Annotated in this window: 23 protein-coding genes; 8 read left to right on the plus strand and 15 right to left on the minus strand. The window is 65.4% G+C overall.

Going from position 1 to position 21,168, the window contains the following annotated elements; all coding sequences use genetic code 11:
• Nucleotides 1–7: 7 nt before the first annotated feature.
• From HV742_RS07195 to HV742_RS07255, 13 genes are all read right to left on the minus strand, one after another.
• Nucleotides 8–955, minus strand: a complete 948-nt coding sequence (locus HV742_RS07195; protein WP_009518520.1) for a TIGR03756 family integrating conjugative element protein — start codon at nt 953–955, stop codon at nt 8–10.
• Nucleotides 952–1,398 (minus strand): TIGR03757 family integrating conjugative element protein, encoded by a 447-nt coding sequence (locus tag HV742_RS07200; protein WP_009518519.1) that lies wholly within the window; start codon nt 1,396–1,398, stop codon nt 952–954. Before HV742_RS07200 ends, HV742_RS07195 begins: the two co-directional genes overlap by 4 nt.
• Nucleotides 1,399–1,561: 163 nt before the next feature.
• On the minus strand, nt 1,562–2,056 hold the full coding sequence (gene radC / locus HV742_RS07205; protein WP_009518518.1) for a RadC family protein: 495 nt from the start codon (nt 2,054–2,056) through the stop codon (nt 1,562–1,564).
• 175 nt (nt 2,057–2,231) lie between these two features.
• A complete protein-coding gene (locus HV742_RS07210) occupies nt 2,232–2,996 on the minus strand; it encodes a DsbA family protein (protein ID WP_023098544.1) in 765 nt (254 codons plus the stop codon).
• Nucleotides 2,997–3,020: 24 nt separating this feature from the next.
• Nucleotides 3,021–5,912, minus strand: a complete 2,892-nt coding sequence (locus tag HV742_RS07215; RefSeq protein WP_023098545.1) for a conjugative transfer ATPase — start codon at nt 5,910–5,912, stop codon at nt 3,021–3,023.
• Nucleotides 5,912–6,361: a TIGR03751 family conjugal transfer lipoprotein gene (locus HV742_RS07220; protein WP_023098546.1), complete on the minus strand. Its 450-nt coding sequence runs from the start codon at nt 6,359–6,361 to the stop codon at nt 5,912–5,914. The genes HV742_RS07215 and HV742_RS07220 overlap by 1 nt, the downstream gene beginning before the upstream one ends.
• Nucleotides 6,342–7,760: a TIGR03752 family integrating conjugative element protein gene (locus HV742_RS07225; protein ID WP_023100422.1), complete on the minus strand. Its 1,419-nt coding sequence runs from the start codon at nt 7,758–7,760 to the stop codon at nt 6,342–6,344. The genes HV742_RS07220 and HV742_RS07225 overlap by 20 nt, the downstream gene beginning before the upstream one ends.
• Nucleotides 7,750–8,661 carry a TIGR03749 family integrating conjugative element protein gene (locus tag HV742_RS07230; protein WP_023100423.1) on the minus strand — a complete coding sequence of 304 codons (912 nt, stop codon included), beginning with the start codon at nt 8,659–8,661 and terminating at the stop codon, nt 7,750–7,752. Before HV742_RS07230 ends, HV742_RS07225 begins: the two co-directional genes overlap by 11 nt.
• The gene (locus HV742_RS07235) at nt 8,658–9,350 is read right to left on the minus strand and encodes a PFL_4703 family integrating conjugative element protein (RefSeq protein ID WP_023100424.1); all 693 of its coding nucleotides are present in this window, start codon (nt 9,348–9,350) and stop codon (nt 8,658–8,660) included. Before HV742_RS07235 ends, HV742_RS07230 begins: the two co-directional genes overlap by 4 nt.
• Nucleotides 9,347–9,745 (minus strand): TIGR03750 family conjugal transfer protein, encoded by a 399-nt coding sequence (locus HV742_RS07240; protein WP_003105639.1) that lies wholly within the window; start codon nt 9,743–9,745, stop codon nt 9,347–9,349. The genes HV742_RS07235 and HV742_RS07240 overlap by 4 nt, the downstream gene beginning before the upstream one ends.
• 11 nt (nt 9,746–9,756) lie before the next feature.
• Entirely contained in the window at nt 9,757–10,116 is a 360-nt protein-coding gene (locus HV742_RS07245) for a TIGR03745 family integrating conjugative element membrane protein (RefSeq protein WP_003090173.1), read from the minus strand.
• A 16-nt stretch (nt 10,117–10,132) separates the two neighbouring features.
• Nucleotides 10,133–10,366 (minus strand): TIGR03758 family integrating conjugative element protein, encoded by a 234-nt coding sequence (locus tag HV742_RS07250; protein WP_003090170.1) that lies wholly within the window; start codon nt 10,364–10,366, stop codon nt 10,133–10,135.
• On the minus strand, nt 10,363–10,746 hold the full coding sequence (locus HV742_RS07255; RefSeq protein WP_003090167.1) for an integrative conjugative element protein, RAQPRD family: 384 nt from the start codon (nt 10,744–10,746) through the stop codon (nt 10,363–10,365). The genes HV742_RS07250 and HV742_RS07255 overlap by 4 nt, the downstream gene beginning before the upstream one ends.
• Before the next feature lie 203 nt (nt 10,747–10,949).
• Here HV742_RS07255 and HV742_RS07260 point away from each other — a divergent pair, with 203 nt between their 5' ends.
• The 8 genes from HV742_RS07260 to HV742_RS07295 are packed head-to-tail and all read left to right on the plus strand — an operon-like array spanning nt 10,950 to nt 18,188.
• A complete protein-coding gene (locus HV742_RS07260; protein ID WP_003050245.1) occupies nt 10,950–11,420 on the plus strand; it encodes a helix-turn-helix domain-containing protein in 471 nt (156 codons plus the stop codon).
• Nucleotides 11,417–11,992, plus strand: a complete 576-nt coding sequence (locus tag HV742_RS07265; RefSeq protein WP_003153636.1) for a PIN domain-containing protein — start codon at nt 11,417–11,419, stop codon at nt 11,990–11,992. The genes HV742_RS07260 and HV742_RS07265 overlap by 4 nt, the downstream gene beginning before the upstream one ends.
• A 17-nt stretch (nt 11,993–12,009) precedes the next feature.
• Nucleotides 12,010–12,924, plus strand: coding sequence for a CBASS system CD-NTase-associated protein Cap6 (cap6, locus tag HV742_RS07270; RefSeq protein WP_016852809.1), 915 nt, complete (start codon nt 12,010–12,012; stop codon nt 12,922–12,924).
• On the plus strand, nt 12,921–13,391 hold the full coding sequence (gene cap8, locus HV742_RS07275) for a type III CBASS phage resistance system CD-NTase-associated protein Cap8 (RefSeq protein WP_003090160.1): 471 nt from the start codon (nt 12,921–12,923) through the stop codon (nt 13,389–13,391). The genes cap6 and cap8 overlap by 4 nt, the downstream gene beginning before the upstream one ends.
• Nucleotides 13,388–13,888 carry a type III CBASS phage resistance system CD-NTase-associated protein Cap7 gene (gene cap7, locus HV742_RS07280; protein ID WP_003090159.1) on the plus strand — a complete coding sequence of 167 codons (501 nt, stop codon included), beginning with the start codon at nt 13,388–13,390 and terminating at the stop codon, nt 13,886–13,888. The genes cap8 and cap7 overlap by 4 nt, the downstream gene beginning before the upstream one ends.
• Nucleotides 13,888–14,790 (plus strand): CBASS oligonucleotide cyclase, encoded by a 903-nt coding sequence (locus HV742_RS07285; RefSeq protein ID WP_003090158.1) that lies wholly within the window; start codon nt 13,888–13,890, stop codon nt 14,788–14,790. The genes cap7 and HV742_RS07285 overlap by 1 nt, the downstream gene beginning before the upstream one ends.
• Before the next feature lie 38 nt (nt 14,791–14,828).
• Nucleotides 14,829–15,554 (plus strand): CBASS effector endonuclease NucC, encoded by a 726-nt coding sequence (nucC, locus tag HV742_RS07290; RefSeq protein WP_003050273.1) that lies wholly within the window; start codon nt 14,829–14,831, stop codon nt 15,552–15,554.
• Nucleotides 15,555–15,563: 9 nt separating this feature from the next.
• On the plus strand, nt 15,564–18,188 hold the full coding sequence (locus tag HV742_RS07295) for an AAA family ATPase (RefSeq protein WP_023085359.1): 2,625 nt from the start codon (nt 15,564–15,566) through the stop codon (nt 18,186–18,188).
• 40 nt (nt 18,189–18,228) lie between these two features.
• On the opposite strand, the gene HV742_RS07300 is transcribed toward HV742_RS07295, so the two are convergent.
• Both HV742_RS07300 and traD read right to left on the minus strand, forming a co-directional pair.
• The gene (locus HV742_RS07300; RefSeq protein WP_006226024.1) at nt 18,229–18,978 is read right to left on the minus strand and encodes a TIGR03747 family integrating conjugative element membrane protein; all 750 of its coding nucleotides are present in this window, start codon (nt 18,976–18,978) and stop codon (nt 18,229–18,231) included.
• The gene (traD, locus tag HV742_RS07305; RefSeq protein WP_006226023.1) at nt 18,975–21,167 is read right to left on the minus strand and encodes a type IV conjugative transfer system coupling protein TraD; all 2,193 of its coding nucleotides are present in this window, start codon (nt 21,165–21,167) and stop codon (nt 18,975–18,977) included. The genes HV742_RS07300 and traD overlap by 4 nt, the downstream gene beginning before the upstream one ends.
• Nucleotide 21,168: the final 1 nt, after the last annotated feature.

Here is a 21,168-nt window from a genome sequence, read left to right on the forward strand (position 1 = left end):
TGGCACCTCAGAGGAAATCGACGCTGCCCAGGAACACCTGCCCGCGGCGTTCGCAGCAGGCATACGGCCGCCACAGCGCCCAGGCGTAGTCGCCTTGCTGGGCCTGGGTCAGCGTGCCGCTGTGGGGGAAGACCACGCAGGTGTTCGACAGACGAGGGGTCAGCTCCTGCCACTTCCCGGTGGAGGTATCGCCTTCGACCAGCGCCCCGGCCGGCCAGTAGCCGTCACGGGCGTTGGCGAGCAGTGGCTGGTACACGTGCAACTGCCCGCGGCGCGTGACGACATCGCCCGCGCGCTGGGCCACCACCGCCCCGGATTTGTGGTCGTCGGTCTGGTGCAGGAAGCCACCGCGTGGATAGACATTGCCCCAGAGGTTCATCGTGGTGCGCGCACCGACCTCACGCATGCCCGGAATCAACGCCTCCGGGTAGGCCATCTCGGGCACGTTGTAGCGCCAGGCCAGCGTGTCCAGGGTGCTGAGCAGATACGGCATGAAGGCCGTGCCCGCGCCTTGGCAGAAGTAGCCGGAGGACGAGGCGAACTGGTTGAACACCTCGCCGCCGGGATGGCCGATAACATCGCTGTTCTTGAATTTGGCGAGGTTGTTTTCATGATCCTCGTTCGTGGTGCCGTCCCCGCCGGCCTGGGCCGAAGGATTGGGCGTGCTCATGGCGCGCACTTCAACCCAGGGGTTCTCGCCGGTGTTCGAGTACGACGACACCACTGCATCGGGGATGTAGTGCCTGACCTTGACGGAGGTACGCACCGTGCAGCCGGTCCAGGTGCAATAGAGCCAGTAGCAGATACCCACCACCCGGTATTCCAGGCAATCGGGCGAAGCCACTGAACCCACGATGGTTGCCGTGTTCAGGGCGTAGCTGCCCGTGGCGCTAAGCAGCAGCACGGACGCGACAGCAGCTCGCATGCGGCGCAGAAGGTCGAATGGGTGGATCACGGTTCGGTCCTCCGGTGCTGTTCGATCCGCGCGATGGCGCGGGCCACGTCCGGCTCGCCATAGACCACATAGCGCTGGTCCACCACGACGGCCGGGACGGCGGTGATGCCCAGGCTCCATGCGTCCGTCACGCCCTGGTAGGCCGTCGCGATGCGCCGCTGAAGGTCAGTGCCTCCCTGGGTCAGCCGACGCTTGACCAGGGCTGTCGCCTGGTCGGGGTCGGTGGGCAGATTCGCCGAAAGCTCGGCCTCGATGCGCGGCGCTTCATCCAGCTCGATCAGCCGTTCGCCGCCCATGGTCTTGACCGGGTGGTGGCCGTCGGTGACGACCACCACGTCGGCGGCGAAGGTGACCGGGCTGAACACCGCCAGGGACGCCGGCAGCGCCACGGCCAGGCCAAGGGTTCGCCAGCCTGGTGCGAACCGGGTAAAAGCTGCTGGCATGTCATGCGCCCCGGAAGTTGATCAGGGCCATAGTCAAACGCCGAACCCCATGCGGTCCCAACAAACAATGCGCATCGCGGCCACCCCGCATACCTGCTTGTGTCGCCGCGAAGAAAAAGCGGAGGCCGAAGCCTCCGCGCTGATCAACGAAGCAGTGCAACACTTACAGCAGGCCGGACTCCGCAAAGGAGAACGGGGCACCCTGGCCGACGATGATGTGGTCCAGTACCCGCACATCGATGAGCGCCAGCGCGGCCTGCAGTTGCTGGGTCAGCACGCGATCCGCGATCGACGGCTCGGACATGCCCGAGGGGTGCTGATGTGCGAAGACCACCGCAGCGGCATTCAATTCCAGCACACGCTGTACGACGACACGCGGATAGACCGAAGTCGAGTTGATCGTGCCCCTGAACAACGGCTCGTAGGCCAGCACCTGATGCATGCTGTCAAGGAATACAGCGACGAATATTTCGTTGGGCTCGGCCACCAGCTTCACGTGCAGGTAGTCGCGCACGGCCGTGGGGTCGAGGAGTTTCGGACCCGCTTTGAAAACCCGCTTCTCCAGCAGTGCAATGGCTTGCTGGATGATCCAGTCCTCGTGCTGGGCAGCGATGGCGGAAAGCGACTCCAGGCAGGAGTCATTGACGACGAAAGACATGGCGAACCTCCAAATGGTGAGATCGGAGGGCGCGCGCCCGGGGAGGGCAAGCCCTCCTGGGGAACGAACAAGGTGCATCCATCACCGCGGGAGCGGTGATCGTTCGCGGCCAGGATGCGAGGCGAACGGGTTGCGGTCAGCGCAGCGGACTGCGCCGTAGCCTTGAAGACCGGGGCTACCTGGGCATGTCGCCGACGACGTCGGCAGGCATTTCCGATGTAGGTGTGGCGGCGGGATCGCGGGCCGCGAGCATGTCCATGGCCGACAGCAAGGCATCGCCCTCGATCGGACCCTGCAGCAGGATAGCCTTGCCGGTTTCGCGATCGTGTAGCCGCAGCGACGGCGTGGCGGTCACGCCGCTGTTCGTGGCTTCCGCAGTTTGGGCGCGAATCGCCGCGTCGGGCCGCTCGCTCGCGATGCACTGCTCGATGGGTGGCGTAAGGTCGGGGTAGCGCAGGTCCTCGGGCAAGCCCTGACCGTCGCTGCGCGTGTGGGCATATACCCACTCGACGGCCTGCCAGAAGGCGGCATGACCGCTGGCTTGGCCCGCGCATTCCGCCAAGCGCGCTTCCGCGGACGCGGCCGGCTCATGCGCTGCCAACGGGAGGTGATGCCATTGCAAGGCCACGTCCGCATTGCCGGCCACCCAACGCTTGAGCACTGGGAAATAGGACCGGCAGAACGGGCATTCGAGGTCCGCGTAGAGCGTCAGCGTGAAGCGTCCTTCCGGATTGCCCATCTGCCACGGAGGCCCAGCCACCTGCGTCTCGCTGACTGGCGCTGAAGTCTGAGGCGTGGACTGCCCGGGCCAACGGGACACGAGCCAGATCAGCAGCAGTGCAACCAGCGCTGCGGCCACTGTCCAAGGCCAGCTGGGCCGCCAGTGCCGACGGCGGAACGCCTGCACCTGCATCGGAATGGAAGGACGTTTCTGTTCCATGGCGTTCTCCGGTGTACGGCAGATTCAGGGCAGGTCCAGGGTCGGCGACTCGATGCCACGTGCCCGGTCGATCTTCTCAGCCACCTTGAAGGCGGCATCCAGCTCGCTGACGCCGTGCTGCCGCATGAGTTGGTAGCGTTCTGCCTTCTCCTCGGGCTCGGTTTGCGCGAGCGCGAGGTAGAGACTTGGCGGCACGGCGCGGAACAGCACTTCCATGCTCTTGGAGAGGATGACGCCCTCGGTGAACTTGCCCGCTTCCTTGCGTGCGGAGAGCATCAGCGCCTTCTGCGCCGGCGAGAGTTCGCGGAAGCGCGCGATCTTCTCCACCTCGTCCGGCGGCATCGACAGGCACACCCACCACTCGATCATGTTGAGCATCGGCTCCGCTGCACGTGGCAGGTCGTCGATGTTCTGCGTCGCCAGCCAGAACCAGGCGCCCAACTTGCGCCACATTTTTGTAATTTTCACGACATAGGGCGCGAGCAGCGGGTTCTTGGTGATGATGTGACCTTCGTCGGTCACGTTGACGATCGGCCGTCCCAGGTACTGGTCGCGCTCGGCGATGTTGTTCACCGTGCTGATCAGGCTGATGTAGGCGATGGAGAGCTGCGCGTTGTAGCCCTCGCGGGCATAGGTCGCCAGATCGACCAGCGTGATGTCGGCCTCGGGCCACGGCGTGCCGTCGCGGTCGAACATCTCGCCGTCCGTGCCTTGGCAGAACATGTCCATCGCGTCCGCCATCTCCAGCAGCCGCGCACGGCGCATCTCGGGCAACGTCGGGTCCTGGCCACGGGTGCGCAGTGCATTGCGCACATCGCGCGTGAGCACGGTGCGCTTCTCCGCCACGCAATGTTCGGCGGCGTCGAGGATGCACTGGCGGATCAGCGAGCGGTCGGCCCGCGTCATCCGCGCTTCTTCCTTGTCTTCGCCGCCCGTGATCATCAGCCGTGCCGTGATCTCCAGTTCGCCGAGCACGTCGCGCTGCTCATCCGCCTCCATGGCCGAGGCATCCGGTGGCAGGTCTTCGTCCAGGGCATCGGCATCGAGCGTCTGCACGTCGCTGGGCGTTTCGATCAGCCGGCGTGCGTCGGCGAACGGCGCCAGGCTGATGCCCGATCCGGGGGCCAGCTTGACCCGGTTCACGGTCAGGCCCAGGCGCCGCGCGAAGTCGCTGAACAGGCCGAAGCTGTTGCCGGCTTCCACGATGAAAAGCCGCGGCCGGTAGATGGCCGTCACCTGGTTCAGCAGGTTGTTGAGTGTGGCGGACTTCCCCGAGCCGGTGGGGCCAAATAGAAACAGATGGGCATTCATCTGCCGATCCAACCTGTTCAAGGGGTCGAACGTAATCGGGCCGCCGCCGCGATTGAACATCGTGATGCCGGGATGCCCCGTGCCCTGGGCGCGGCCCCATACTGGCGACAGGTTCGCCGCGTGCTGGGCGAACATCAGTTGCGTGTACCACCGGCGCCGGTCCTTGCCGGGGTTGTAGCAGCACGGCAGCCAGCGCAGGTAGCTGTTGAGCGGCGCCACCTCGTCGTCCTCGCGCACCGGCTGCAGGCCGGCGTTGAGCATCACGTTCGCGAGGTCCAGGCCGCGCCGATCCAGTTCCGCCTCGTCGCGCCCGCGTAGGTAGAACGCCAGAGTGCCCCGGTAGAGCTTGTGCGCGCTGCCGATCAGGGAGCGGGCTTCATGCACGTCCTTGAGCGTCTGCTCCGACGCCAGCGTCTCGCCCACAGCTTTCTTCGCCAGATGGTTGAGGTCCGATTCGAGGACGTCCTGCGGCGTGGCCACCATGGTGAGACACATCAAGGTGTCCTCGGGCATCTGGTCGAACAGCGTGTTGATCGCGTCCCCCTTGCGGGTCTCGCCGGTCAGGTGCCCGGTGCCGGGCGGCATGCGCAGCCGGTCGGTGATCAGCACGCGGTGCGGCATGCCGTCGAAGTACCAGGCCCCTTGCGCCACGTCCGAGCGCGGCTGCCCAAAGAACAGCCGCTGGCTGAAATCCCGCCCGCTCGCCAGCTCGATCTCGCCGGCCTCGCTTTCCTCGGTACTGTCCGGATAGCGCGCCAACGCGTAGAAGCGCTCCCGGTCCTCCACCCCAGGCCCGAGCAGCGTGGGGCGCGGGTTGAACCACCGCAGCAGCCAGTCGTGGACGTCGGCCGCGACCATGCGCCGGGCCTGGATGCCGGCGTTCGCCAGGCCGCCGCACAGGCGGTCGCAGACGATGCCCAGCATCTGCTCGGGTGTCTGGCCGCGGCGGTTTGCCTGTCCCTGTCCGCTCGCGCGGCGGTACACCACCATGCGCACGCGCCGCGTCTGGCCGCGCCAGCGCAGCCGCGTGACCACCGTGTCCTCGAACAGGCCGCCGGGCTTGGCCACAGCGCGCAGGTGGTGGCCGAAGAAGCGCAGGTAGAACTCGGTGAACGCCGAGCCGCGCGCACGTGGCTGCACGTAATCGCGCAAGGTCTGCATGTACTGGTCGAAGCTCGGTTCGTCCTGGGCATAGAGCTGGAGCACCCACGGGTTCTCGTCCAGTTCATCGAAACTGTCCTGAAGCGCGTTTTCCAGGGCGTCGCGGGCATGCGCGAGCCAGCCGGGTTCCCGGCCTTCGGTGCCCAGCGGCACCAGCTCGTAGAACGCCGCCACCGATTGGCCGTCCTCCAGGAGCATCGATTTCGACTCGGGCATGAACTCCACCCAGGGCAGCAGTTCCACGAAGGACGGCGCAACGTCGTACAGCGCCTGCTCGTCGGCCACGGTCGCTGGCTTGCGGCCGTGGACTGCCGAACCGGGTTCGGGGATGCCGGCCTGGCGCAAGGCCTCGACGTGGCGCTGCCAGCTGTCCGGCTGCTCATCGCTGGCCGGGCTACTGGAGCCGGCGCCGGCCAGCTTCGGCCATGGGAGTTTCCACCGCATCAGTAGTCCTCCACGCGCTCGCCCGGCATCGCGTACTGGATGCGCTGGTAGAGCGGGAAGACGGTCGTGTAGCCGGGCACCGGCACAGGATCGGTGCCGGCCAGGTGCGGGTACACGTACATCACGAGATCGGGATTGGGCAGGCGCTGGAACTGGCGGTGGACCTCATTGCGCGCGGTGCGCGTGTAGCGCATCTGCTCGACAGGTGCGGCCTGCACGTCGGCGTCGGTCAGGGGCCGACGCAGGCTCTGGCGCGCATCGAGCAGCTGGCGGCCGGCGTTCCGTCCGGCTGCGCCACCGCCGTCGCCGGCCTCCTGCTGCCAGATATCCATCATCGTGCGGTCACCGTGGGTCAGCAGCTTTTCCTTGCTGGTGGCGCAGCCGCCAAGCACCGCGACGGCGAGGGCCAGCGCCAGGCCACGGGCCAGGTTAGTCAAGTTCAAGGGCATGGCTTTCTCCTGCGCGGTGATCGACCTTGCGGCCTTCGGGATCGAAGTCGATGGCGAGCGGCTTTTCGAGGTGGACGGCAACCTTGGCGCCGGGCTGGACATAGACGGCGGCGAACGCCTGGCCGTACAACTTGTTGACCCAGGCCGACATGTCCCGCACGCCGCCCGCCAGAATCTGGCCGACCGCTTCCTGGCCGGTGATGCCCACGGTGCCGATGGAGCCGTCCGAGCCGACATAGGACATGCGGCCGCTGTCGCTCTCGATGAGCGAGGCCACGCCGGCACCGGCCGCGGTGATCAGGGCCTGCGAGCCGAGGTACTGCTGGGCATTGCTGCGCCGCTCGCCGCTGACGCAAGGAATGCCGTGGGGATCGCTGATCCAGCCCAAGCCGTCGCGCTGTTGGTTGTTCTGCTGGTTGCCCTCGCGGTCTTCGGGGATCGTGCGAATCGTCCCGTCGTGGAAGACGAACGTGATGCTGCGCACCTGACCGCGCACGCACGACAGCGTCCAGTCGCCCGAGGCGGTGCCGCTGAACACGGCGCCGGCCACGTCGGGAATGTCGATGCCATTGGCGGTCAGGTTGTCCGGCCCGACCAGGACTTTGAACGGATAGGGATCATTGACCGTGCCGTCGATCGGCACGCGGCCGATCAGCGCGGTCATGGCGACCGAACCCATGAGCGTGGAGTTGGTCGGCACGGTATAGACCGGCTTGGCACTCTTGACCCCGGCGGCGCGGGCGCCCGCGTTGGCCACGGTTTCCGCGGTGGTTTCGAGCGTGCTCTGCGCCGGGCCGAAGCTCGTGGGGAAGCTCATGCCGCCGCTCGCGCCACGCCCCCCGTTGCGCCCCTCGGCGGGCTTTGCGTCGTCCGGCTCGACCCACCGCACGCCGCCCTCCATGCCGGCCTCGTCGCCGCCCTGCAGCCCCAAGCCCACGGGCAGGTCCGCATGGCCGCCGCCGCGCCCGCCGATGCTGTCCAGGCGCCGCTGCAGGTCGGCGAGCAGCCCTTCGGTCTGCTGGCGCGCGCTGGCCGCCTGCTCCTGGTCGCGGCGCAGGTTGGACCGCTCGGATTCGAGCGCCGAGTTGATGCGCTGGTCGATGGAATTCTCGCGCTGGCGCAGCCGCTGGTTCTCTTCGCGCTGGGACTTGTTGTCCGAGAGCGCGGTCTGAAGTTCGGTGCGCAACTGCTTGACCTGCGCAACCAGCGTCGCCACGGTGTCGCGCGGGGTGTCGCCTTCGATGCCCAGCGCCTTCATTTCCTCGGGCGTGAGCTGGGCGCCGTTGTCCGCCGCGGGTGGCGCCGTGCTGCCTCCACCCGAGAACAGCCGGATACCGACGAACAGCACCAGGATGGCGACAGGGATCATCAGCCACTTGAGCAGGCCGTTACTGCGCATGGCGGGCCTCCTTGGCGTTCTCGTCGCCGTCCGGCTGCGGCAGATGCACGGCAGGGTCGAAGCGGTGAATCGCCGGCAGCAGCGACTGCGCGAGGCCGCGGCCGCCCGTGACCAGGTAGAGGACGGTCGTGTCCTCGGGCGTGCCGCGCGGGCCCAGCGCCTCGTGCTGGAAGGTGGCGGTGAGGAAATCGCCTTGCAGCATGCGCGGGTCGAGCGTGATCCAGCCGCCGCTGCCGTTGGTCAGGCGCACGGCAGTGACCCACTGGTCCTCCAGCCGCCACGACGCGAGCGCGACCGCGCGCACGGGCAGCGTTGGCATCAGTGTGTCCAGGTCGAGGTCGCGGCGCAGGTTGACCCGCATGACGCCCGGAAGCGGCTCGACGGTGCGCAGCGGTGCGTAGAGGTTCTGCGCGGCGAAGCGCGTCAGCACGACAGGGACCGGAGTTTCGCGCCGCGCGGTCCGCGCACCTGCCTGGCCCTGGGCGCGTGCCGGGGCCTCGGCACTGTCGGCCTGCTCGCCATAGCGTCCCGGTGCGCTGTCACCCTCGACGATGCGCACCGGCTCCAGCTCGGCTTCCCCGTCCTTGGGCGGTTCGGCTGCGATGTCCAGCAGGATCAGCGCGCCCGTGTCGGCGTCCTGCAGTTGCAACCGCGTGGGCTCGATCGGCTCGCTGGCGCGCAGGTACACCGCGCCACCCGCACTCTGCACGCGCAGGCGTTCGCCCACGCCCGCGGGCACGCCCACGCGCACGTTCCGGTCGATGAACACGATGCGTTCCTGACCGACCTTCAGCGGCACTGCCAGTGGCGTGCGTTCCCAACGCAGGATCTCCACCGCCTGGGCGACGGGTGCCGCGGCCACGGCCAGTAGCCCCAGCAGCGCGAGTACAGGATGCTTCATGGGGTGTTTCCTCCTTGAGGCGCTTGCGGAGACAGGCCACTCGGCGCCGGGCGCGCCGGCTCCGGTGCACTGATGCGCTGGGGCGCGCCTTCGTAGCAGTCCAGCGCCAGGCCGAACGGGTTGCGGGCGGGATCGACGTCCACCCGCGTGACCTTGATCGGATAACGCACCAGGGCGCGCTTGACCTGCTCGGCGCCGTAGTACTCGTCCGCCGTGATGTCCAGCGTCACCACCCAGTCGCGATCGGACACGGTGCGCACGCGCGCCGTGGGGTCGTCGCCATAGCCGCGGCCGGGAATCTCGTAGATGCCGCGCACGCGCTGGCGTAGCTCGCCGGTGGAGCGGCGGTAGTCGTAGTCCGCGCGAAGGAAGGCCTGGCAGGACGGGGTGAGGTACGGCGAGAGCGTGTGGAGGTTGCGCGAGTAGTCTTCTTCGCCATTGGTCGGCCAGCGGTTCAGCGTCTGGAACACGTAGAACGTGAACGCATAGACCGATTCGGGCGGCACTTCCCACCACTTGCGGGTACTGCCAGAGCGCAGGTCGGGCGGGACGTGGATGGTCAGGTCGCGCGGCGCGCTCCACCAGCCGCCGCCCATGACCAGGGCGACAATGACCAGCGCGCCCGCGCCCAGGCGCAAGGTCTTGATGTGAGCCTGCAGGTGGGCGATCTCGTTCTTGAAGCGACTCATCGCATGCTCCTGCGGGTGGACCAGAAGCCCGAGCGCGAGATCAGCACGTGGCCGCCCACCCAGCCGGCCATCAGCGGATGGCGCGTTGCGATGCGCCACTGCAACTGCCGATAAAGCCAGGTGTCGGGGCGCCCACGCTTGAGGCGGCGCAGGATGCCGCCGCCGATGAACACGCCCAAGGCCACGCCCAGGACAACGAACGTCGGTGCGATGGCGATCGTGCGGAACACCCACGAAAGCGGCGCGCCGACCAGCAGGCCGGCGGCGCCGGACAGGCCGCAGCAGATCCACAGCTCGTCGGCGGTGAGGCCGCGCACGACAACGGGATGGCGGTTGAGCCGGTGCGGAAGGAACGTGACCGTCCCGTCCGCACGGACGTGCTGCTGCTCGGACATACCGGCCTCGCTTACAGGATGCCGGTGGCTTCGGTGAGCAGCCAGATGCCGATCACGAGCAGCACGGCGCCGATGGCGACCGTGAGGCCGAACTGGCCCCACGTCTTGCGGCCGGTGTGGATCTCCGCGTAGGTCCCGTAGGCGTGGTAGCAGACGCCGATGAACATCGACGCCACCACCAGCAGGGCCACGAGCATGATGATGTCGTAGCCGTAGTTGCGGATGGTCTCCATGATGCCGTTGCCGGTGCCGCGCGTGGGGTTCTCCAATTGCGGCAGACCTTGCGCGAACGACAGCGCGGGCAGCGCGGCGGCGCCCAGGGCCACGGCGGCGCGCTGGGCAAAACGGGAAGTGAGGTTGCGGTTGTGCATGGTCGGGCCTTTCAGGTCAGGACAGAAGGAAGAAACTCAGAACGAGGTACATCGCGACGAAGCGAATGCAGACGCCGAGGAACTGGCGCTGGTTGAGGCGGCTCTCGGACCACCCCACGTAGGCCGTTCGGATGGCCCAGACGCCCCACACGAGCAGGACCGCGAGCACGACGCCGACCAGGACGGTCGCCATCGCGGAAGGCGCGATACCGCTGTTGGCTTGAAATGCCGAGACCTGGGCGCCGTTCATTGCTTGCCCCCCGCAGTCGTCGCCGGCAGCGGCTCGGCCGCCCGCTCGGTGCGGTAGTCGCCGGCCAGTTCGGAGGGGTCGCGCGGCTGAGCGCGCGATGGCGTCAGGTGAAACTGGATGCCGGCGCGAACGCGCGCCAGGTCAGCCAGCAGCCGCGGGTAGTCGAAGTGGTAGCGCTCGCCCGGCTGGATGGGGGCATGCGCGGCGCTGTCCGCGACGGTGCGCTCCAGCGCGTCGAGCTGGCGCAGTGCGGCGACCAGCTCCTGGCGCTGTGCCGGGGACTCGGCCAAGGCCATCTGGGACTGACCCAGCAGGAGGGCCGTCACGAGAAAAGTGGGCACGCCGCGATGCGCGGCGCGCAGCCAGATCGAAGCCACCATCGCGCCATTCCTGTGTGATCAGCAATGGGGTGATCGTGGAGATCAGGGCTGTTTTAGGCCGCAAACAATAGGAACTGGCGGACGACCGGATTGGGCATACCGCGAGCGAACCTACAAAAGCCCGGGTTGAGTTTCGATTATTGCGTTTTTCGAGTGTTTCGAATATGATCGGCTCTGCAACCGTTTTCGCTTAGGAGCTACCCATGACCACCGCCACTGCCCAATCCAAGATGACCCTTCCCGCCGCGGGAGAGGTTAAGGCAGCCGTCCAGGGTCAACGTGCCTTGGCGGCTTACCTCGCAACCCAGTTCGAGACGCAGCACATCCAGATCTTTGATGACCACAAACAGGCTCATCAGGTGGAACTGCCTACCTCGGCTTTACGCCTGCTGGTCGACATCCTGGCCGAGTTGGCCGATGGCAATGCAGTAAAGGTGGTGCCCGTCCATGCAGAGCTGACGACCCAAGAGGCGGCGGACTTGCTCAACGTGTCCCGTCCCCATTTCGTCAAGCTGCTAGAAGATGGGGTGTTGGCATTTCATCGCACCGGCAAGCACCGCAGGGTGAGGTTCGCCGATCTGATGCAGTACAAGGAAGCGCGCGAGCGCGCCAGTGAGCAGGCGATGGCCGAACTCGCTCAGCAGTCGCAAGAGTTGGGAATGGGATACGAATGAGGCATTCCCCATTCACCGCCGTCTACGACGCGTGCGTTCTATATCCCGCGCCACTGCGGGATTTCCTGATGTGGCTCGGCCTGTCTGGCCGCTTCCGGGCGCGGTGGAGCCAAGCCATTCATGAGGAGTGGAAACGCAACCTGTTGATCAACCGCCCCGATCTCACCCGGGTTCAGGTCGACAGGACGTCGGATCTCATGGACAGGGCCATTCCGGACGGCTTGGTGGAGGGCTACGAAGCGCTCGTGGCAGGCCTGACATTACCCGATCCGAATGATCGGCACGTCCTGGCTGCGGCGATTCGCTGCGGTGCGAGCGTGATTGTGACGTTCAACGAACGTGATTTCCCGAACGATCTGCTGGCTCCGTACGGCATCGAATCGCAGCACCCCGATGAGTTTGTGGACAACCTGCTGGATCTGGATGCGGCCGCCGTAGTGTCGGCTGCGCAGCGCCAGCGTGCCCAACTCAAGCATCCGCCGATCGATGTGGACCGCTATCTCGAAATCCTGCTGCGCCAAGGCCTTGTGCAAACGACCAAGGTGCTGGCGACCTATCGCACCATTCTCTGACCCGCCGAGAGCCACGGATGACCAAGAATCCTTCATCAGACGCCACTTTGCCGAAAGGCATCCATCGAAGCTGGAAGCTGCCGGATAAGTCGCTGGGTGACTTGTGGGATTCGATCGTGATGGACGAAGCCATCAAAAAACAGTTGCTGTCACAAGCGATCGTCAACTTCACGGTGCGCCCCAAGGTGGAGCGCACGGTACTCCCCCTGCACGGCGTGATCTTGTTGGTCGGCCCGCCGGGGACTGGGAAGACCTCCTTGGCACGGGGCTTGGCGCATCGTGTGGCCGAATCTTTTTCTTCTGCGAAGTTTCGATTGCTGGAAGTGGAGCCTCACACGCTGACGAGCTCTGCAATGGGAAAGACTCAACGCGCCGTGGCAGACCTGTTCTCGCAATCGATCGCAGAATCCGCAGCGGCGGGCCCGACGATCGTCCTTCTGGACGAGGTCGAAACGCTTGCGGCTGATCGAGCGAAGCTCAGCCTGGAAGCCAACCCGGTTGATGTGCACCGGGCCACCGACGCGGTGTTGGTGCAGTTGGACATGTTGGCCGAACGCAACCCGCATCTGCTGTTCGTGGCCACCAGCAACTTCCCACAGGCCGTCGACAGTGCCTTCCTATCTCGTTGCGACATGGTGATGGAGGTGCCACTGCCCGGCAAGGATGCCTGCAAGCAGATCCTAGTGGACTGCCTGAATGGCCTGGCAAAGACATTTCCGGGGATTGGCAAGCTTTCCTCGGCTCACCAGTTCGACGTGTGCGCTGGCGAGTGCGTCGGATTGGATGGTCGGGCCATTCGCAAGGTCGTAGCCAACGCCCTCGCGGCCGACCCGCAAGTGGCTATCGATCCGAACAAGCTTTCCGTAGAGCACCTGCGCAGTGCGATACGACAGGCAAAGCAAATGCGCCTTCAAGGAGGGAAGCAAAAATGACCACCGTTGTCAGCCGGACGTTTCGCAGCTCGCCGCACCGCGATGCGTTGCAGACATGGGATGCCATTGTCGAACTGCTCACTCAGGGCAAGGACGGCACGGCTCGCTCTGAACTCAGGGCCGTGACGGGCGTGGCCGCCAGCTTGATCGCCGACCAGGCACCCAAGAGCGCGCCCATCGTTGCGACATGCGATGGACCACGGACCAGGATCTACTGCCTCTTCGACGAAGACGCGATCGATGGTGATGATGCCAACGAAGAAGTCTTGGGGTTCGAGCCGTTGAAGGGAGACTGGGGAGTCTCGCTGCCGTGTCCGAAGGAGCAGCTCGGCTGGGTGCAAAGCGCGCTCAAAAAGCACAGTTCTCGCATCATTGCACGGGACTTGAGCCAAGGAATTGCCACGCAGGCGCAGGCCGATGCTGGGCAAGCGCTGTCGCTCGACCTCGGAGGTTTCCTCAAGTCATGAGCACCGTCGCCACCTACTCGTACACGCACTCGGTTACCTATGTGACCGACAACATCCTCAAGAGCTTGAAAGACATCATCCTGCTCAGTGGGCTGGACCCTGAGCACTTTGCGGATCGCTGGGAGAGCAATACCCGAGCCATCAAGACGTGGCTCGGGACCGGTGATCTGCGCAAGGTGATTCTGGAGATCTACAACCCGGCAACCGACAAGCTCGTGACCCGATGGGATATCGACATCGTGTATGGGTGGTCCGATGGCGACGGCAGCTTCTGGACAGATACCGAGCAGTTGAAGTACGCGATCAAGAAAGCTGGGCTGCTGCCATCGCAGGCCAAGTACAAGTTAATGCTCGATACAAAGCCAGGGCGACCTGATGTGGAGGGATGGAGCAAAGGAAGTTATCGCTCGACGGATGGAATGGTCAAGCAGAGCCTAGGCTCGACTGTCGAACACAGCGGCCTGGCGGGTCAGGCCGGATATTGGAGGCAACGCTGATGCTGTCGATCGATGAAGCTTTTCGCAAGTTCAAGTCGCGTCTGGAACTCAACGAACGCGAACAGAAGAATGCCTCGCAACGCCAGAACGAAGTGCGGGACTACCTGCAGACCAAGTTCGGCATTGCGCGCAGCTTCCTGACCGGTTCCTATGCTCGATACACGAAGACGAAGCCGCTCAAGGATATCGACATCTTCTTCGTGCTGAAGGACTCGGAGAAGCATTACCACGGCAAGGCCGCATCGGTAGTGCTGGATGATTTCCACTCTGCATTGGTGGAGAAATACGGTTCGGCGGCCGTGCGCAAACAGGCGCGCTCGATCAACGTGGATTTCGGTGTTCACATCGACGCGGAGGACAACACGGACTACCGGGTGGTCAGCGTGGATGCGGTGCCCGCATTCGACACCGGCGACCAGTATGAGATCCCCGATACGGCGTCCGGAAAGTGGATCAAGACGGACCCGGAGATCCATAAGGACAAGGCGACCGCAGCGCACCAAGCCTATGCCAATGAGTGGAAAGGTCTCGTGCGCATGGTGAAGTACTGGAACAACAATCCCAAGCACGGCGATCTGAAGCCGGTGAAGCCCTCGTTCCTGATCGAGGTAATGGCCCTTGAGTGTCTTTACGGCGGCTGGGGAGGATCGTTCGATCGCGAGATCCAGTCGTTCTTTGCCACGCTTGCCGATCGAGTTCATGACGAGTGGCCGGATCCCGCCGGACTTGGCCCGGCGATCAGCAACGATATGGATGCCGCGCGCAAGCAGCGCGCGCAGCAGCTGCTGTTCCAGGCGAGCCAGGACGCAAGCATCGCCATCGACCACGCGCGTCGTGGTCGCAATATCGAAGCGCTTCGCGCCTGGCGCGCACTGTTTGGCCCCAAGTTCCCACTGTCCTGATTCCATCGGCTTCCATACACGTCCCATCGAGGTACAGCATGTCCCAGTGGTCGCTTTCCCAGCTCCTGTCGTCCCTGCATGAGGACATCCAGCAGCGCTTGTCCGTAGTACGCAAGACCTTCGGTCACCCGGGTACGAAGGGGGATGCGAGCGAGAACGTCTGGATCGACATGCTGGATACCTATCTGCCCAAACGGTACCAGGCGGCCAAGGCGCATGTGGTGGACAGCCTGGGGAACTTCAGCCAGCAGATCGATGTGGTGGTGTTTGATCGGCAATATTCGCCTTTTATCTTCACCTACGAGAACGAGACGATCATTCCAGCCGAAAGCGTGTACGCCGTTTTCGAGGCCAAGCAGACGGCTGACGCGGGGCTTGTGGCCTATGCCCAGGAGAAGGTCGCCAGTGTGCGCAGGCTGCACCGCACGAGCCTGCCGATCCCGCACGCTGGCGGGACCTACCCAGCGAAGCCGTTGATTCCGATTCTGGGTGGCTTGCTCACCTTCGAGAGCGAATGGAGTCCTGCATTGGGTCCATCCATGGACAAGGCGCTGAACGCAAACCTCACCGAGGGGCGTCTGGACATCGGATGCGTTGCCGCCCACGGGCACTTTTTCTATGACCAAGCCAGCGGCGCGTACAGCTACACCAACGAAAACAAGCCGGCGACCGCGTTTCTTTTCAAGCTGATCGCGCAGCTTCAGTTCAGTGGAACGGTCCCCATGATCGATGTGGAGGCTTACGGTCAGTGGTTGACCAAGTGAGGGGGCGCTGTGGCAAGCATACGTTCGGAGTACCACCGGTTCCTGGCGCACTTGGCGCAGCGGCACGTGCACGACGACGTGCGCCGGCTGGCGCACCTGGTGCTCGATCACCTGCAGCCACTGGCCGAGGTCGGTGCTGCACGCCGGGGGCGCTCCACGCGCTTGGCGCCGCTGGCCATCGCGCATCTGGCGCAAATGCCTGTCGCCTACGACGGGGACGCGCGCGGCCCCGAAAACGGGCCGGCGTTCGGGCGACTGCACCAGCTCGAAGTCGGGCCGTTTCGAGGATTCATGCGGCAGGAGACGTTCGACCTCAGCCATGACATCACCTTGGTCTACGGTGCCAACGGCACCGGCAAGAGCAGCTTCTGCGAAGCCTTGGAAGTGGCGATGCTCGGTTCGATCAGCGAAGCGCAGGCCAAGCGGGTCGACCAGCGGACGTACTGCAACAACGCTCGCCTGCGCCGCCACGTCGCGCCAGTCCTGTCGTCTACGGCGGCGGGCGAAGCGCAGGCCGTCCAGCCCGACGAAGCTGAGTATCGCTTCTGCTTCATCGAGAAGAACCGCCTCGACGATTTCGCCCGAATCGCCGCGCGGACCCCGAGCGATCAGCGCCAGCTCATCGCCACCCTGTTCGGCGTGGACCAGTTCAGCGAGTTCGTGCGCGGCTTCAACCCCTCGCTCGATCAGGACCTGATGCTTGCCGGCGTGCAGGCGGCGCAGCTGGCGCAGCGTCGCCTGCGGTTGGCGAGCTCCGAACAGACCATCGCCGCCTACCCGCAGAAGATCGCAGCGGTCGAGGGCCTGGAACAAGCTTTGGCGCAGCGCATGTCACCTGGCGCGACCTATCAAGCCTGCGTGGACTGGCTGCTGGGTACGCCGCAGCAGCAAGGACGGCTACCGTATGTCCAGGCTCAGCTGGACGCCAACCCGCCTGCCATTCACGAGGTGACCCAGGCCCGCCTGCAAGCGTTGCTGGCAGAGGCCTACCGCGTCCAGGGACTGTGGCAAGCGTCTTCCGCGCAACTCGCGGCCCGCGCGGGCGAGGTGTCGTACGCGAAGCTCTACGAGGCCGTGCAAGCGTTGGCGGACGGGGCGACCGCGTGTCCGGCATGTGGAACCGGACTGGCCGCTGTGGCACAGGACCCGTTCGCCAGGGCGCGAATGGGCCTGGAGCAGCTCGCGCAACTGGCCGTCCTGCAGCAGCAAGAGGCCGGGCATCGGACGCAGTTGAGCGAGGCGGTCCGAGCGCTGTGGGACGAAATGCGCCGCGTGGTGGCGGCGGCTGGGGTCGCTTGTCCTGCCGAATCGCAGGCCGCGGGCCTGCCACTGCTGCCTCCCACGTCGGCGGGCAATTGGCTCGGCGGCTGGGTGAATGGGGACCAGCGCGCCTGGCAAGCCCTCTTACGGATCGCACAGATCATCGAAGGCTTCGACGCGCAGGCGCGCGACGTGCATGCCCAGCGCGGCGCGATGGCCCAGGAGCGCGACCGCCTGCAACAGCATCAGCTGGAGATCGAACGGCTGCGGACCATGCGCACGACTGCGGATCAGGAGCTGGCGGCCGCCCGCCAAACCGTGGCCCAATTCGACGACGCGAACCGCGGCCTGATCCAGGCGGCCACGGACGAAATGCCGGTGGTGGTGCACCATCAGCGGGTCAAGGCCGCCTACGACGGCTTCCTACCCGAGATTCAGGCATACCTGACCGCTCTGCCGGGGGTTCTGCTACAGGGGCTGGGAGACCAAGCCCGCCATCTCTACAACGCATTCAACCGGGCCGATCCGCCCGGCGATCTGCTGCACGCGCTGTGGTTGCCCGTGGCCGAGAACGGCAAGATCGAGGTGGAGTTCGCCGGCGAGCCGGGCGTGCGCTACGACGCGTTGATCGTCTTCAGCGAAGGGCACATCAAATGCTTGGGTCTGGCGATTCTGCTTGCCAAGAACCTCGCGCAGGGCTGCCCCGTGGTCATCTTCGATGACGTCGTCAATGCGATAGACGACGACCATCGCGATGGCATCTGGCGTACCTTCTTCGAGGACGGTTTGCTCCACGGCAAGCAGGTTATCCTCACCTCGCACGCAGAGGAGTTCCTGCACCGCATCCAGCAGGAGTTGGGCGTGCGCCGCGCCGCGGCCATCAAGCGCTACAAGTTTCTCCCGCATCAGGGAGAGCACGAACTGCGGGTCGACAGCGACCCGCCAGCGAAGAACTATGTTCTTCTGGCCCAGCAGGCGTTGGCGGCTGACGAGAAACGCGAGGCACTGCGCCAGGCCCGGCCGGCGCTGGAGAGTCTGACGGACCGCCTGTGGACGTGGCTGGGTCGGCGGGCGGACGGCCGGATCGACATCAAGCTGAGCGGGCCCCGCGCGCCTTGGGAGCTGAACAATAAATGCACCAAGTTGCGGTCGGCCGTCGAGCGTATCGCGGCGCAACATGCGGGTGCGCCGGATGCCGTAGGGGCGTTGGTCAGGCTGCTCAATGTCAGCGGTACGAGTATTGAATGGGGTTACCTCAATAGCGGTGTGCACGACGCTCAGCGCGATCATGAGTTCGATCGGGCGACGGTAAGAACGGTCGTCGAGGCGGTTACGGCGTTGGATGCTGCTCTTGATACCCTGCAGAACCGATGAACGGCACACGGCTTTGCAGAGCAGTGCCGCCCGTGTCACCTCATAAGTACTTCTTGAAGCTGCCTGCGGTCAGGCTGACTGCCATCCCCAGCATCGCCGCGCTGGGCAGCAGGATGACCAGAGGATGCACCGATATGGGCAGAGCGAGATAGGTGACCCAAGGCAGCACGGCCAACGGCATCAGGCTGGCCTTCGCGCGGTGGTAGATGAAGCCGGATTCGCGGCCCGCGCCGAACCGGCGCACATCCCGTCGCACCAGGCCGTCAATCAGGCCGACGAATGCCGCCGTGAGGATCAGCGGCAGCGTGAGCACCAGGACCAGCAGGCGCACCAGGAAGGTGAGCGTCGTGAAGGCCGCAGCGATCAGGTAGCTTTCGGCCCAGACATAGACCTGGCTGATGTAGTAGCGGAAGTTGCGGCTCTGCCCGTGGCTGGGCGCGCGGACGCGCTCGGCGGTCTGGCTCATGCGCTCCAGCAACCCCGAGCGCACGAACACCCACTCGTACCCGGTATCCACCAGCTCGTGCGCCGTGCGCCCGGGCTCCTGCACCACCACGCTGCGCGTGAAGTGGTTGGACAGGTGCCCGAGTTCGTACTGCAGCATCTGCTGGGAGTGGCGCCAGCCCTGGTCCTTCCAGAACAGGTGCATGCCGACGCACTCCACCACGATCGAGAACAGCAGCGAGCCAATGAGCACCCCGAGCAGCCGGAACGGTAAGGTGATGGTGCCGACGATCAAGCCTTGGCGTTGGTTCTGCTCCCGCTGCGCGGTCGAGGTGGCATCCTTCATGGCACGGCCTCGTTGCCCGAGCCATCGTCGGCGCCAGTGGCCACCGCGCCGGGCTCGGCCGCAGCGGCATCGTCCAGCAGGTCGTCGGGCAAGGCCGCATCCTGCAAGGCCGGCGAGCTGGTGAACTCCCACCACTGCGTGGCCTCGCTGTAGCTCTGGCGCATGTACCCGGCCAGTTGCTGCAGGTCCGCCGGCATCACTTCATCCGGGTCCGGCGCCGGCAGCGGCATGCGTACCTTCCAAAGCTGGCCGCCCTGCAGCAGCGCGAAGCACTGGCCCTTGGGCAGACCGACGACGTGTGACGGCTCGATCATCGGCACGCTGGACATGCTGATGCGGTCCTGGGTGTTCGACGTGAAGTCCGTCGCGCCGCGGATGTCTGAGCTGTCCGTCGCGCCCGAGACGATGGTGGTCGTATAGACCTCGACCTTCGGCAACTGCCTCGTCAGCAGTTCCGCGGTGGCCGTCTCGCGCACGCGCAACATGAATAAATTGTTGAAATTCCCGATCACTTGGCCGGCCTTCGCGCGATTTCCGATGCGGGCCTCGATGTCCGAAAGCGTTTGCGTGTAGGCGGTGACTTGTAGGCCCGCGCCACCGCCCTTGTTGATGAGCGGAATGAACTCGTCACCCATCAATTCATTGAACTCGTCCGCATGCACGTTGATCGGCACGCGCGCACCAGCCGATGCGCCCGGCAGGCCATCGTCGATTCCGTGCTTGTAGATGTGTCCGGCCACCGAAACCAGGTCAGAGAACATCGAATTGCCGACCGCTGCGGCGACCTCGGCGTCAGACAACGCATCCAGACCCACATAGACGATGGCCCGCTTTCGGATGACCTGCATCCAGTCGAAGATCGGGCGCGGGTCGGCCAGGTCGGAGTAGTTCGGCGCCAGGAGATGGGCGATCTTGCCGCTCGTGAGCTTTTCCAGCAGCGGCAGCAGCGATGCAACGATCTTGTCGAAGTAGGTCTTGTCGTAGCGCACCGCCGAGCGCAGGCCATCGAGCACAGGGTCGTAGTTGCGCGCCTGGGAGAGGTATTGCTCCAGCGCCACCACACGCTTCTCGCGCCCGATCATGTTCCTTGGGATGTTCTTCTCGTTGAGCTTGGCCTCGATCTGGACGATCACCTCCCAGGCCTTGGGCTCCGTCTTGGCAAAGTAGTGCTGGGCGTACTCAATGAACAGCGCGTCGATGTTGATGACGTGGCGCTGGATCAGCATGTAGTCCGGGCGCTGCCCCAGTTCCACCAGGGCGCGGGCGATGATGTTCACGAAGCGCCATGCGAACTCGCGGAACGCCGCGCTGTTGCCTTCGCCGGAGAGCTGCCCCGCGATGCGTGTCGCCACTTCCGAGATCCGACCGAAGCGGCCCACGGCGTTGTAGCGGGCGCTGATTTCCGGCCAGCCCAAGTGGAAGATGTAGAACTCGCCTTCGCGGCCAGCGCGCTGGGCTTCGACGTACATCCGTTTCAAGAGATCGGCATCCCCCTTGGGGTCGATGACGATGACGACCTCATGCTCGCCGGCAGCATTCCTGCGGCGGATGTCCTGCGTGACGAACAATTCGGCCAGGCGCGTCTTGCCCACCCGCGTGGTGCCCAGCACCAGCGAGTGCCCGACGCGCTCGCCCAGCGGCAGGCTGACGTCCACTTCGTCGGGCTCGATGCCGTGCAGCCTTGGCAGGCCGCCGACAGGCGGCAACGGGCGCACGGGGTTGAAAGGCACGTCCCAGCCGGTGAGCTTCGGCAGGCGAGAGAGCGGCAATGGCGCGAACTCCAGCCGTTCCTCCAGGCGCCTGGCCAGCCGGTAGGCCGGCGTCGGCTCGACGTAGCGGCGGAACTCGGGCCGGTACGTCTGCATCAGCCGATGCGTGTGCTTCTGCTCCCAGAGAAAGCCGCGCCCCACGAATAGGCGCTGCTGGCTGACCGGCACGTCCTTGCTGGTCATCACGTAACGCGGCAGACGGCGGATGTTGCGCCGGTAGCGCAGGATGATGCGGGCATCGCGGTAGCGGATCGCGCCGTAGGCGCCGAACGCCAAGGCGCTGCCGATGCCCATGGCCGGGCTCAGCGCGAGCGACCATGGGGCCACCAGGCACAGAAACGCGGCGCCTGCACACGCCGCGACGGTGTATAGCTCCACCGCTGGGCGTAGCAGAACCTCGACCGGCTGTTTGCCTGACATG

The organism is Achromobacter ruhlandii, from assembly GCF_902859695.1.
In the GTDB taxonomy this organism is placed as follows: Bacteria; Pseudomonadota; Gammaproteobacteria; order Burkholderiales; family Burkholderiaceae_B; genus Achromobacter; species Achromobacter ruhlandii.

Coding starts and splice junctions, on each gene's coding strand:
- HV742_RS07285 (WP_003090158.1), top strand. CDS start 13,888: ATGCTGTCGATCGATGAAGCTTTTCGCAAGTTCAAGTCGCGTCTGGAA.
- HV742_RS07265 (WP_003153636.1), top strand. CDS start 11,417: ATGAGGCATTCCCCATTCACCGCCGTCTACGACGCGTGCGTTCTATAT.
- cap6 (WP_016852809.1), top strand. CDS start 12,010: ATGACCAAGAATCCTTCATCAGACGCCACTTTGCCGAAAGGCATCCAT.
- cap8 (WP_003090160.1), top strand. CDS start 12,921: ATGACCACCGTTGTCAGCCGGACGTTTCGCAGCTCGCCGCACCGCGAT.
- HV742_RS07200 (WP_009518519.1), bottom strand. CDS start 1,398: ATGCCAGCAGCTTTTACCCGGTTCGCACCAGGCTGGCGAACCCTTGGC.
- HV742_RS07300 (WP_006226024.1), bottom strand. CDS start 18,978: ATGAAGGATGCCACCTCGACCGCGCAGCGGGAGCAGAACCAACGCCAA.
- HV742_RS07225 (WP_023100422.1), bottom strand. CDS start 7,760: ATGCGCAGTAACGGCCTGCTCAAGTGGCTGATGATCCCTGTCGCCATC.
- HV742_RS07255 (WP_003090167.1), bottom strand. CDS start 10,746: ATGGTGGCTTCGATCTGGCTGCGCGCCGCGCATCGCGGCGTGCCCACT.
- HV742_RS07245 (WP_003090173.1), bottom strand. CDS start 10,116: ATGCACAACCGCAACCTCACTTCCCGTTTTGCCCAGCGCGCCGCCGTG.
- radC (WP_009518518.1), bottom strand. CDS start 2,056: ATGTCTTTCGTCGTCAATGACTCCTGCCTGGAGTCGCTTTCCGCCATC.
- HV742_RS07215 (WP_023098545.1), bottom strand. CDS start 5,912: ATGCGGTGGAAACTCCCATGGCCGAAGCTGGCCGGCGCCGGCTCCAGT.
- nucC (WP_003050273.1), top strand. CDS start 14,829: ATGTCCCAGTGGTCGCTTTCCCAGCTCCTGTCGTCCCTGCATGAGGAC.
- cap7 (WP_003090159.1), top strand. CDS start 13,388: ATGAGCACCGTCGCCACCTACTCGTACACGCACTCGGTTACCTATGTG.
- traD (WP_006226023.1), bottom strand. CDS start 21,167: ATGTCAGGCAAACAGCCGGTCGAGGTTCTGCTACGCCCAGCGGTGGAG.
- HV742_RS07235 (WP_023100424.1), bottom strand. CDS start 9,350: ATGAGTCGCTTCAAGAACGAGATCGCCCACCTGCAGGCTCACATCAAG.
- HV742_RS07260 (WP_003050245.1), top strand. CDS start 10,950: ATGACCACCGCCACTGCCCAATCCAAGATGACCCTTCCCGCCGCGGGA.
- HV742_RS07210 (WP_023098544.1), bottom strand. CDS start 2,996: ATGGAACAGAAACGTCCTTCCATTCCGATGCAGGTGCAGGCGTTCCGC.
- HV742_RS07230 (WP_023100423.1), bottom strand. CDS start 8,661: ATGAAGCATCCTGTACTCGCGCTGCTGGGGCTACTGGCCGTGGCCGCG.
- HV742_RS07240 (WP_003105639.1), bottom strand. CDS start 9,745: ATGTCCGAGCAGCAGCACGTCCGTGCGGACGGGACGGTCACGTTCCTT.
- HV742_RS07250 (WP_003090170.1), bottom strand. CDS start 10,366: ATGAACGGCGCCCAGGTCTCGGCATTTCAAGCCAACAGCGGTATCGCG.
- HV742_RS07220 (WP_023098546.1), bottom strand. CDS start 6,361: ATGCCCTTGAACTTGACTAACCTGGCCCGTGGCCTGGCGCTGGCCCTC.